Consider the following 12,317-nt stretch of genomic DNA (forward strand, 5'->3'; position numbering starts at 1 on the left):
AAGCATAGATTTTTTGGCAATGAGGTCTCCCATACCGCTGTAAAATATTGATTGATGTTGGAATTCATGTATATGAATTCTTTCCAATACAATGCATGTCAGGTTCTATGCAAGGCTAGTGCCATAAGAGCACTTTTTTGCTGCGTTTTTATTGCTTTTAGGGTGCTGGCGGACATAAACGTCCATTAGATTTTACTAATGATGCATTTTGCTGCTCTGGCGGTCATCGATGACCGTTAATCAGTTTTTTTCTTTTTGCCCGAAAAGTTGGATACGGATTTGGCGTCCTCTACGTTGTCGTTTACGAAAGCCATGTCCTGATTTTTGGCCTCCATAGCGGTTGTTCCTTTATAATTGCCTCTGTGCTTTTTGTTTTCCATAACGAAGATCCACCTCCTTGACCTTAGTATGTCTTTCTCTGGCACGCTCTACCCTGACCACCGTATTCACTGTCTTGGTTGACGATGCCCACCCGCGTTCTCTGTCCAGTTTGACGATGCCATCCTGTGCTGCGTCTTTGCAATGAAAATTAGTCAGATTAATTGCATGTTAAGGAAGTACTTATGGGTGAAGTGGGTTTTCGTCGTCGATAGATGCTGTAATGAGTAATGAGTAATGAGTAATGAGTTGCCGTTGACGAAATGGTGAACGGCAAGACAGGATTTGAGCCGATGCTTTTCTTGCGGGGGCGGCTGGGGTATAATGTCTTGAGTTGCTTACTTTCGGAAAATGAGGAGTGTCTGATAAATGGCTTTGAAAGCGGGAATCGTAGGTCTTCCAAATGTAGGGAAATCTACTTTGTTTAATGCAATAACGCAAGCGGGCGCGGAGTCCGCCAACTATCCGTTTTGTACCATCGATCCTAACGTGGGCGTAGTTGAGGTGCCGGACGAGCGTTTGAACAAGCTGGTTGAGCTGGTTGTGCCTAAAAGCATCGTGCCAACCGCATTTGAATTTGTAGATATCGCCGGATTGGTAGCTGGCGCCAGCAAGGGCGAAGGTTTGGGCAACAAGTTTTTGGCCCATATTCGTGAGGTGGATGCTATCGTTCACGTTGTTCGCTGCTTTGTGGATGAGAACATTACCCACGTCGCAGGCAAGGTTGATCCTATCGGGGATATCACTACGATAAACCTGGAGTTGATTTTGGCGGATCTGGATACTGTGGAGAAGCGGATCGACCGTTCGCGCAAAAACCTGAAATCCGGAGACAAAAAGATCGCGCAGGAAGTCGAAGTGCTGGAGCGCCTGAAGGATGCCCTGTATAACGACAAGCCGGCTCGCAGCCTGGAATTGTCCGATGATGAAAAGGTATTGATTCGCGATTTGCATTTGCTGACGATGAAGCCCGTTCTATACGCCACTAACGTGAGCGAAGAAGAAGCCGGGGATACCGAAGGCAACCAATATGTGCAGCTTGTTCGCCAGTTTGCGTCAGAGGAAGGCGCGGAAGTGGTGCCGATCAGCGCTAAAGTTGAATCCGAAATCGCTGAGCTTGAGGGAGAGGACAAAGAGATGTTCCTGGCAGAGCTGGGCATGTCGGAATCCGGCTTGAACCGTCTGATTCGCGGTGCTTACAAGCTTCTTGGCCTGTACACCTATTTCACGGCGGGCGTGCAGGAAGTGCGCGCTTGGACCATTCGTCAAGGCACGAAGGCTCCGCAAGCTGCCGGCGTTATCCATACCGATTTCGAGCGCGGCTTTATCCGCGCGGAAGTGGTATCGTACGATGACTTGGCGGCCGCAGGCTCCATGGCGGTTGTGCGCGAGAGAGGCCAGCTTCGCCTGGAAGGCAAGGACTACGTTGTTCGCGATGGCGATGTCATGCATTTCCGGTTTAATGTTTAAACCCTTTTAACAGCTATAACAACCCGCGGCAAGACTGGAGAAACCAGTTATTGCTGCGGGTTGTTTTGGATTGCAGGAGACTTTGGAATGTAATGAGACGGGGGAGTTCATACGCCCTATTTTGCGATTGGTGAATGAGCTGTTGATTATTGCTATAAGTTTGTGGACAAGATGTGCACAGGTTGTGTACAATCTGTGGATAGAAATATGGTTTGGTAATCATGAACATCTATCGATAGAAGGCTTATGATGTGGTATACTGAGGAATAAGATTCAGGAATGAAAACAGAGGTGAATAACTGTGTTTGACCGATTACAGGCGCTTGCCGACCGGTATGAGAAGCTAAGCGAATTGCTTTGTGACCCGGATGTGTCCGCTGATCCCAAACGGCTTCGTGAGCTGTCCAAGGAACAGTCGGATTTGCAGGAGGCATTTGACGCGTACACGGAATATAAAAGCGTAGTTGTGCAGCTGGATGACGCCAAGCTGATGCAAGGCGAAAAGCTGGACGACGAAATGCGCGAAATGGTTAAAATGGAAATCGAGGAATTGTCCGGACGGAAGGAAGAGCTGGAAGAGCAGATGCGAATCCTTTTGCTGCCGAAGGACCCTAATGATGATAAAAACGTCATTGTGGAAATTCGCGGCGCGGCTGGCGGCGACGAAGCGGCTTTGTTCGCGTACGACCTTTACCGGATGTACACGAAATATGCCGACTCGCAAGGCTGGCGCGTCGAGCTTATGGATTTTAGTGAAAACGATCTGGGCGGCTTCAAGGAAGTTATTTTTATGGTTAACGGCAAAGGTGCGTACAGCAAGCTGAAATACGAAAGCGGAGCGCATCGCGTTCAGCGTATTCCGGTGACGGAATCCGGCGGCCGTATTCATACGTCAACTTCGACCGTGGCGGTAATGCCGGAGGTTGAGGACGTCGAGATTGAAATCCACGATAAGGATATTCGTATCGATACGTTCTGCTCCAGCGGCGCTGGCGGCCAATCCGTTAATACGACTAAATCGGCTGTCCGCGTTCTGCACGTGCCAACAGGCATAATGGCGACTTGTCAGGACGGCAAATCCCAAAATGATAACAAAGCAAAGGCGCTTCAGGTTCTGCGCGCGCGGATTTACGATATCCGCCGTCAAGAAGAAGAAGCCAAATATGCAGGCGAGCGTAAAAGCAAAGTGGGTACGGGCGACCGCAGCGAGCGGATCCGGACGTACAATTTCCCGCAAAGCCGCGTGACCGACCATCGCATTAACTTGACGCTTCACAGGCTGGATTCCGTGATGAACGGCGATATGAGCGATATTATTTCGTCGCTTACGATTGCGGAGCAAGCTGAAATCATGGAGCGGGAGAGCATGGGCGTGTAACAGCGCAAAGCAGCAATAGATTAAGCACTGACCAGGCCTCTGCCGTCATGGCCGCGTTTCGGACGCGGATGCGGCAGAGGTTTTCTCATGCAGAGTGACGTTGTACAGGGAAAGAAGGCGAGCGATTTATGAAAAGCGAAGAAAACGCGGGGCAAAACGGAGAATGGTTCAAGCCGGGCTGCACGATTCGACAAGCTTGCGCAGGAGCTGCCGAACGGCTTTCCGGTCAAGGTGTAGATGAGGCGCGTAACGATGCCGAGCAGCTTCTGATGCATGTGCTGGAGCTGGACAGAGCAGCGCTGTTATTCCGCTGGAACGAACCGTTTCCCGCAGACCGGTCGGAGCAATGGCGACGTGTCATCGCCCGGCGGGGCACAGGCGAACCGCTCCAATATATTATGGGCGAGGGCTGGTTTTATGGCCGCTCGTTTCAAGTCTCGCCATCGGTTTTGATTCCCCGTCCGGAGACTGAACTGCTGGTGGAAGCCGTTCTGGATGCCGCAGACCGCTTGTGGGGGAGCTTTGAGGCAACGCTAATTGCGGGAGAAGCGAGCCATGCGGCAGGGGCTGCTGGCTGCGAAAATATCGGGCCGACAGTCGTTGATGTCGGCACGGGCAGCGGCGCCATAGCCGTGACGCTTGCAGCGCTGCGTCCCGGCTGGCGGATCACCGCGTCCGACTTGTCTCCGGACGCGTTGGAGGTCGCCCGCGCAAACGCCATCCGCCACGGTGTGGCGGATCGGCTGGCGTTTGCGCAGGGCGACCTGCTCGCGCCCTTCATTGCGGCGGGGCGCGGCGGAACTGCCATCGACGGGGGCAGAGCCGTCGATGTGCTTGTGTCAAATCCGCCGTATATTCCGGCGGCGGATTTGAGCGGCTTGCAGCGCGAGGTGCGGGACTACGAGCCGCACCTCGCGCTGGACGGCGGGGCGGACGGGCTGGCCCCGTACCGCGCAATGCTGGAGCAGCTGGCGCTGCTCCCTGCCATGCCGCGCATTGTGGCGTTTGAGCTGGGCATGGGCCAGCCGGAGATTGTAGCGGCATGGATGCGGGATATGGAGATGTGGGATGATATCTCCATCGTGACGGATTTGAACGGAATCAAGCGGCATATCATAGCCGTGAGCACAGAAGCTCATGGGGATCGGAACTGATAGGCAGGCTGGCGGCATTCTCTCTTCTCTTTTTTAGAAGAATAGGTTTATAGAATAATAGGATTGGACATACTTGGGATAGAGGCGTTCCGGAACGCAAGCAGACGCACCGGCGGGTGCGCGAGAGGAGCTTGTGTTATGTCCCGTACTTATTCTTCTTATTCTTCCGTATCTACTCATTCCATTTCAACTCATCTCATTTCTGGTGCTTCACCTGCTAATTCCTATCGATTTTCCTACCGTAAATCGTACGGTTTTATTATAATGGCGCTGCTTGTGCTTATTATGAGCTGGGAGTCCGGCCGCATGGACGCGGCTGTAGCGCAAGGCAATATTCCGCAAGAAGCCATTCGCCTGCGTATTTTGGCCAATTCCGACAGTCCTACCGATCAAGCGGTCAAACGCGTAGTGCGCGATGAAGTCGTTAAAGCAATGAACAGTTGGGCCGTTGGCCTTAAAGATATCTCTGAAGCCCGAGCGGCGATAGAGTCCCGGCTTCCGGAAGTAGAGGGCATTGTCGCAAACGTGCTGGAGAGCAGAGGGTTTGCCCATGATGCATCGGCGATTCTCGGCAACGTTCAATTTCCGACCAAAATGTATGGAAGCAAGGTGTACCCAGCCGGAGAATACGAGGCATTGTTGATTACGATCGGCGAAGGCGAAGGGCAAAATTGGTGGTGCGTGCTGTTTCCGCCATTGTGCTTCATCGATGCGGCCACGGGAGAAGCGTCGGCGGCGTCGGCAACCCAAGCGGCAGCTGATTCAGAGGTGAATGAAGTCGGTGAGAGCTCCTCGGAAGTTGAAGTGGGCCAAAGCGGTAAAAGTCTTGCAGACGGAAGCGTGGAAGCGGCAGGCCAGAAGGGCAATTCCTCCGAATTGGCGGATTCCAAAGGGCAAAATGCTGAAGAGGAAACGCCCGAAGTTCGATTTTTCTTATGGGAACTGATTGAGCGAATCATAGATTGGTTCAAATCTTTGTTTTAGAGGCGGTTCAAAAGTCAGCTTTCTATTGCAAATCAAGCCCAGGGGTGTCCTTAACATCGTTTCTAGCTTTATTCCATTTTCCCTGTACTAAAAACCTGAATTTTTGAACACTTACTTTTAGACATGCTATAATAGCCGTGAACTGGGAAAAGGTTCGATAGCTGCACATACATGGATAGAACAGGGAATGACACGCAGAGATGATGGAAACCAAAATATGGGCTAATGATAAGGAAAATACGTGTGTCGGCTATGATAAGGCCGCATGGCTGGAGGAGGCCGCTGAGACGCTTCGGAGAGGCGGGCTTGTGGCCTTTCCTACAGAGACGGTTTACGGTCTGGGAGCGGACGCGCGCAATAGCGAAGCGGTTGCAGGCATCTTCACGGCGAAGGGGCGCCCTTCGGACAATCCGCTGATCGTGCACATCGCGGATGCCAGCCAACTGGAAGGGCTGGTAGAGCCTTATCCGCCGCTGGCGGGACAATTGATGCAGTTATTTTGGCCAGGTCCGCTGACGATTGTGTTGCCGGTAAGCGAGGGCGTTTTGTCGCCGCTGGTAACGGCCAACTTGCCTACGGTTGGCGTTCGGATGCCGGACCATCCCTTGGCGCTGGAATTGCTGCAGCGCGCGGGCTGTCCCGTTGCGGCGCCAAGCGCGAATCGATCCGGAAGGCCAAGCCCTACGGAGGCGTCTCACGTGCTTGAGGACTTGAACGGGCTGATCGATGGCATCGTGGATGGCGGCGCGACCGGAGTGGGGCTGGAATCCACCGTCGTGGAACTGCTGGACGAGCAAACGATTGCCATCTTGAGGCCGGGAGGGATCACGCTGGAAAAACTTCGGCGCGCTCTGCCGGAACTCGTCGTCCTGGGAGGCGGCGATGGGGAGGTAGATGAGGAGGAAGCTCCTCGCTCTCCCGGGATGAAATATACTCATTATGCGCCTCGGGGAGTGCTGACGCTTGTTGAGGGGAATCCCGAGGAGACGGAGGCGTTTATTGCGGCCCGGCTTTCGGAGGCTTCCGCACGTGGAGAACGGACGGGCGTACTGGCATTTTCGGAAAGCGCCCATCGTTATGAAGGCGACGTCGTGATGGATATGGGAAGCCGCTTGAAGCTTGACGAAGCTGCTGTCCGTTTATACGCCGCTCTTCGCCGTTTCGACGAGGAAAAGGCCGTTTCCTTGTGGGCAGAGTCTTGCCCCGAGGAGGGCATTGGCCGGGCTTTGATGAATCGCATGAGCAAAGCTGCAAGCAAGGTGATCAAGCTATAAAGGAGTGCACTCGGAGGTTGCAACGATGGTTCCTACGAGCTCCGAAGCATCAGTGGAAGTGTGAGGCAGATTAAAGCCAGTCTCCAGTCGCCGAAGGAGTCCCTGCACGCTTAAGGCAGATTGATCTCAGCTTGTCTTTGAATGCATGCTGCTGTCGCCCCTCCGTGGTAAAGGACATGTTTAACCGTTTGTCCGCATATGTTGATTTAAAGAACGCTGCGGACATGGGGGAGAGATGGCGTGTGGGATGCTCATGCATTTATCGGACAAGCGCTTACGTTGTTGTTTATTGCGTTGGCGCTCGGTTTTGACGCCTTTTCGCTGGGGCTTGGCATCGGGCTGAAAGGCATTCGGCTTCGGGATATCGCCAAGCTGGGCTTCGTAATCGGCCTGTTCCATGTGCTGATGCCGCTTGGAGGGGTATGGACGGGCCAACTGGTAAGCGGGCTGCTCGGCAAGCTGGCCACATCTGCGGCTGGCGTGCTTTTGGTGCTGCTGGGCCTTCATATGATGTACAGCTCCTTTCGGGGAGAGGAAGTCCGGTCGCTGGACCATCGGTCGTTATGGGGACTTCTCGTTCTGGCATTCAGCGTCAGCGTCGATGCTTTTTCTGTCGGCATTACTTTAGGCGTATTCTCCGCTAATTTATGGCTGACTATTGCCATGTTTGGTCTTCTGGGCGGGCTGATGTCGATGCTGGGTCTGCTGCTGGGGAGAAAGGTAAGCGGAAATATGGGCGAATACGGAGAAGCCTGTGGCGGAGCCATTTTATTCATATTTGGCATATTGTTTATTTTTTAGGCCTTGGCAGACTGAAAGACATAGGTTGAGTAGGACCTGGCCAAACTCAGTTAGTGCCTCTTCAACGAAGGAAGGAGTGGGCGTTTTGAAATCGATTTTATTTGTTTGCACTGGCAATACATGCCGTTCGCCGATGGCGGAGGCTATGCTCAGGAATATGGCGCAGGAAAGAGGCATCGCTGTGACGGTGCGATCGGCAGGCGTCTCTACGGTGGACGGGCTGCCCGTTTCCGGCCATGCGCTGGAATCCCTGCGCAGGAAAAATATATCCCATGCCGGTTCCTCGAGCCGGCTTACGGCGGAAGCGGTTGAATGGGCGGATTTGATTTTGACCATGACAAGCGGGCATAAGCGGGACCTGCTTCATTTTCATCCTGCGGCCGTGGACAAGACCTATACGCTCAAAGAATTTGTTTATAGAGATGATGCCGTGACCGCGGATATTTCGGAGCTGGAGGGCCTGTACACCGACATGCAGATGAGGGGTGCGATCGGCGGGCAGCTAACCAGGGAAGAAAGGCAGAGGCTGCTGGAGCTGGAGAAACGGATTCCAAGCTTTGATATTGCCGACCCGTTTGGCGGCTCGCTATCGACGTACGATAGCTGCTCAAAGGAAATTCAGGAAGCGTTGGGCAGGCTGCTGGATAAGCTAGGCCCCAACCGCTAAAATGGCGGTCAGAAGCGGATTGATTATTTTGCAAGTTTGCGATATGATGGACTCACATATACGGATTCCGATGTAACTGGCGACGGAAGTGGGCTAACCACGGTGGAGCATCGGATTATACGGCCGGTCGCCTGGGCAAAGAGCAAACATGCTGTTAGGAGCATGTCATGCTCTTTTTTTGTTTTGATCCGGTATGCTTGTTTTTTGGTTTTGTTGTCGTTTCTTGTCTGAGGAAAAGGTATACTATCGACATAGGGCTTATGCTGGTGAAGATGGCCCCAATTCGGAGAAGAACGATAAGGAGAGAGATGACGATGAAAATAGCCATTGGCGCAGACCATGCCGGCTACCGCTTGAAGGATGAACTTGTTCCGCTGCTGAAATCGCTGGGTCACGAAATACAGGATGTGGGCTGTGACTGCGATCAGTCCGTTGACTACCCGGACTACGCGCTGCCTGTATGTGATTTGGTGGCTCGGGGCGATGCGGACCGCGGCATTCTGATATGCGGCACGGGCATCGGGATGTCCATCGCGGCGAATAAGCATGCCGGCATTCGCTGCGCGCTGGTGCACGACCTGTTTTCGGCCAAGGCAACGCGCGAGCATAACGACACTAACGTGCTTGCCATGGGAGAACGGGTAATTGGACCAGGCTTGGCTCAGGAAATTCTTCGCACTTGGCTTGAAACGCCGTTTTCGGGCGGGGAGCGTCATGCAGGACGCATTCGTAAGGTGATGCAGCTGGAGGAGAAACAGTCGGTTTAAGCCGGCGTTTCCCATCCCTTCTTGCAAGAAATTGCTGTAACAAAGGAGCGGAAATCAGCATGAGTCAAAACAATCACGTTACGCCGGAGCTTCAGCTCTGGTCATCCCAAGTGGAAACGGCGGTTCGCGAGTTGGCGGAAGCGGGAGGATTAAAGCCCGGTCATCTGCTTGTTGTCGGAACCAGTACCAGCGAGGTGTTGGGACGCGCCATCGGTACGGCTGGCGCGCTAGAGACCGCTTCAGCTCTGTATGCGGGCATTGAAGCGGTCCGGAGAGATATCGGATTTGTTACGGTATTCCAGTGCTGCGAGCATCTGAACCGGGCGTTGGTGCTGGAGCGGAGCGCTGCTGAAAAATACGGCTTGGACCCTGTACACGCCATTCCGGTGCGTACGGCGGGAGGTTCCATGGCGGCTTATGCCTACAGCCAACTGGAGGACCCCTGTCTGGTGGAGTCCGTAAAAGCGCACGCGGGCATCGATATCGGAGATACGTTCATCGGCATGCATTTGCGTCCCGTGGCAGTGCCCGTGAGGCCGTCTGTCATAACAATCGGCGAAGCTCATGTCACAATGGCTTATACAAGACCGAAGTTGATCGGCGGCGTTCGCGCCGTCTATGAAATTCAGCCTGCTGCCGGGCAGGAAGACGCCTCCGGGCACTGCAACTAACATCAAACTTAATTAAAGATAAACGAGGAGGAACTTGAACATGGAAAACATCTCAAAGCAAGACCCAGAGGTATTGAAAGCGCTAGGACTTGAATTGAAACGTCAGCGTGACAACATCGAACTGATCGCATCCGAAAACATCGTCAGCGAAGCGGTGCTTGAAGCGATGGGCACTGTGCTTACGAACAAATATGCGGAAGGATATCCCGGCAAACGTTATTACGGTGGCTGCGAGCATGTTGACATCGTCGAGGACCTGGCCCGCGACCGCGCAAAGGAATTGTTTGGCGCAGAGCATGCCAACGTACAGCCCCATTCCGGCGCTCAAGCCAACATGGCGGTATACCTTGCTGCATTGAAACCTGGCGATACCGTTCTTGGCATGAATCTGGCGCATGGCGGACATTTGACGCACGGCAGCCCGGTTAACGCTTCCGGCCTGCTGTATAACTTTGTTGCGTACGGCGTGCAGGAAGACAGCTTCACCATTGATTACGAAGAAGTTCGCAAACTGGCGTTCAAGCATCGCCCGCGTATGCTGGTTGCCGGCGCAAGCGCATATCCGCGTACAATCGATTTTGAAAAGCTTGCCGCTATCGCCAACGATGTAGGCGCGCTGTTCATGGTCGACATGGCCCACATCGCAGGCCTTGTAGCTGCCGGACTTCACCCGAATCCGGTGCCGCACGCACATTTTGTCACCACTACAACGCACAAAACGCTTCGCGGTCCTCGCGGCGGCCTGATCCTTTGCCGCAAATCCTGGGCAGCAGCGATCGACAAAGCGGTTTTCCCTGGCACGCAAGGCGGACCGTTGATGCACATCATCGCAGCCAAGGCAGTTGCTCTCGGCGAAGCGCTGCAGCCTTCCTTCAAGGAATACGCGCAAAATGTACTAAACAACGCAAAAGTATTGTCCGAAGAGCTAGTGGCTAAAGGCCTGAACATTGTTTCCGGCGGCACGGACAACCATTTGATGCTGATCGATACGCGTAATCTGAACATTACGGGCAAAACAGCGGAGCATGTACTGGATTCCGTTGGCATTACCGCCAACAAAAATGCCATTCCGTTTGACCCAACCAGCCCGTTCATTACGAGCGGCGTTCGTATCGGCACGCCTGCAGCAACGACTCGCGGCATGGACGAGGCAGCTATGAAGGTTATTGCAGAGGTTATTGCTATGGTGCTGAAAAATCCGGAGGACGAAGCAGTGCTGACTAAAGCTCGCGGTCTGGTATCCGATCTGACAGCCAAGTTCCCGCTTTACCCGTCGATTCAATACTAATCAGTATCCTCTTTACGTTTGACTGGATATCTAACAAGCGCCGCATGGGCTTTTATTAGCCCGGCGGCGTTTTTTTGTTTTTTAAGTCTTTTGATTGTAGAAGCGGATTCCTTCGTTCCTGATAACATTTACCATATATTAACACCGATTTAATGCGCTGTTTACGAATCGCTTTCATACTGATAGAGATCGGAACGTTTATATTAAAGAATCAAAGTAACTGACCGGGACGGGAGGTGGCAGTACATGAACGCTTGGACAATTAGTTGGAGTCATATGAAAATAACAAAGCTGCTGCCATACCGCGATTCCTTTTTGGCCGCTGCTTTAGCGATAACGATGGTATATGTTCTTTTTAACTCCGGTGGCGAGTTTCAAATAGATGGCCCTGCAAATAGGTATTCTGCTGTTCAGGCTGAATCGAGCGGCGATTCCAGTGATCCCGCCGAATTTGCTTTGGAGGAACAAAATCATCATGGAGGTCCAGGCGGGGAAAAAGATGACAGCTTTATTCACACGGTTGCCGGCTCATTGCCTAGACTGGACGCAGAGGATGACAAACCCGTTTCGGGGACTATGGATTACGCCAGGGCTGTGTATACGCCGGATTCTGCTCCTCAGGGCGCAAAGCCAGCATTTCTATACTACACGCTCTCAATCTTCGCGCTGGCGGCTTCTGTTGCAAAGGGGATTGGCAAGACAAGGTTTGACAACTGAAACGCGCTGTCATAAAATGATGTTCGTGTAAATAATCATGTTCCACTTGTACGATACAACGATTGGTAAAATAAAAGGTGAAACGGCAGAGGCTCCCGAATCCATATAAGGGAGCTTTTTTTCCTGTTTGTGCCTCCAAAGAGTATTGTTTGCGTTTAATGGACAGACAGACGGATTTTTTAGCAAGCAGACGTGGCATAATAAGCTTTATTCAGATTATTCTTTTTCAATGAAATTGCACGGAGGATATTTTTATTCATTATTATATTTGATACAAAATCGATGAAATTAAACTTTATAAATGTATGAATATGACTTTTATGTAAAATGAGAACTTCGCCGTGAAAATCGGCGGGCTTACCATTTTCAAGAGTAAAAAGCTTTTTTGCAATACATTATAATTCCCTCAAAAGCCGCTCACCATGATGGATGTCACATGAAAATGGCGACATTTTGGGGTCAATACTTAATCGCATCAGTGCAAATGAGTAGTAATACAGAGCCGCATTATCGCGGATTTGCATTAATGCAATCGTGTATTAATGCAAATCCGCTTTAATGTGTTAAAGAAATAACTCTGAAACGCGACTCATAAAAGAAAAACGTCAGGAAATAGTAAAAAATAGGGCTGGTTAGACAAAAAAAGTGAACTTTCGAGTTGACAATTGATTAATTTAAGATGTATATTGATAAACATCGAATAAACGAGTTTTTCATGTTAATTATCATAACATGATTCAAGTTTCACCATCTTTACCCCAACATTTG

General features: G+C 51.9%; 12 protein-coding genes and 1 riboswitch. Of the genes, 11 read left to right on the forward strand and 1 reads right to left on the reverse strand.

Annotation, left to right across the window (positions count from 1 at the left end; translation table 11 throughout):
• Positions 1-236: 236 nt before the first annotated feature.
• Positions 237-380, reverse strand: a complete 144-nt coding sequence (locus ACX93W_RS23435) for a hypothetical protein (protein WP_459394808.1) — start codon at positions 378-380, stop codon at positions 237-239.
• A gap of 367 nt (positions 381-747) precedes the next feature.
• Between ACX93W_RS23435 and ychF the strand changes: the two genes are divergently transcribed.
• From ychF to ACX93W_RS23490, 11 genes are all read left to right on the forward strand, one after another.
• Complete coding sequence (ychF, locus tag ACX93W_RS23440; RefSeq protein ID WP_459394809.1) at positions 748-1,848, forward strand: redox-regulated ATPase YchF; 1,101 nt, start codon at positions 748-750, stop codon at positions 1,846-1,848.
• A gap of 301 nt (positions 1,849-2,149) precedes the next feature.
• Complete coding sequence (gene prfA, locus ACX93W_RS23445; protein WP_459394810.1) at positions 2,150-3,226, forward strand: peptide chain release factor 1; 1,077 nt, start codon at positions 2,150-2,152, stop codon at positions 3,224-3,226.
• Positions 3,227-3,354: 128 nt separating this feature from the next.
• Complete coding sequence (gene prmC, locus ACX93W_RS23450; protein WP_459394811.1) at positions 3,355-4,380, forward strand: peptide chain release factor N(5)-glutamine methyltransferase; 1,026 nt, start codon at positions 3,355-3,357, stop codon at positions 4,378-4,380.
• A gap of 138 nt (positions 4,381-4,518) precedes the next feature.
• Positions 4,519-5,364: a stage II sporulation protein R gene (spoIIR, locus tag ACX93W_RS23455; protein WP_459394812.1), complete on the forward strand. Its 846-nt coding sequence runs from the start codon at positions 4,519-4,521 to the stop codon at positions 5,362-5,364.
• 200 nt (positions 5,365-5,564) lie between these two features.
• Positions 5,565-6,638, forward strand: coding sequence for an L-threonylcarbamoyladenylate synthase (locus ACX93W_RS23460; RefSeq protein WP_459394813.1), 1,074 nt, complete (start codon positions 5,565-5,567; stop codon positions 6,636-6,638).
• Positions 6,639-6,878: 240 nt separating this feature from the next.
• Positions 6,879-7,439, forward strand: coding sequence for a manganese efflux pump MntP (locus tag ACX93W_RS23465; RefSeq protein WP_459394814.1), 561 nt, complete (start codon positions 6,879-6,881; stop codon positions 7,437-7,439).
• Positions 7,440-7,515: 76 nt separating this feature from the next.
• Entirely contained in the window at positions 7,516-8,106 is a 591-nt protein-coding gene (locus tag ACX93W_RS23470) for a low molecular weight protein arginine phosphatase (protein ID WP_459394815.1), read from the forward strand.
• A 62-nt stretch (positions 8,107-8,168) separates the two neighbouring features.
• Positions 8,169-8,250: riboswitch (ZMP/ZTP riboswitch) on the forward strand.
• A 170-nt stretch (positions 8,251-8,420) separates the two neighbouring features.
• Positions 8,421-8,873, forward strand: coding sequence for a ribose 5-phosphate isomerase B (gene rpiB, locus ACX93W_RS23475; protein WP_459394816.1), 453 nt, complete (start codon positions 8,421-8,423; stop codon positions 8,871-8,873).
• Between the two features lie 59 nt (positions 8,874-8,932).
• Complete coding sequence (locus ACX93W_RS23480) at positions 8,933-9,544, forward strand: TIGR01440 family protein (protein ID WP_459394817.1); 612 nt, start codon at positions 8,933-8,935, stop codon at positions 9,542-9,544.
• Between the two features lie 40 nt (positions 9,545-9,584).
• The gene (locus ACX93W_RS23485) at positions 9,585-10,832 is read left to right on the forward strand and encodes a serine hydroxymethyltransferase (protein ID WP_459394818.1); all 1,248 of its coding nucleotides are present in this window, start codon (positions 9,585-9,587) and stop codon (positions 10,830-10,832) included.
• 246 nt (positions 10,833-11,078) lie between these two features.
• Entirely contained in the window at positions 11,079-11,549 is a 471-nt protein-coding gene (locus ACX93W_RS23490; RefSeq protein WP_459394819.1) for a hypothetical protein, read from the forward strand.
• The last annotated feature ends 768 nt before the right edge of the window (positions 11,550-12,317 follow it).

Source organism: Paenibacillus sp. CAU 1782 (assembly GCF_054551715.1).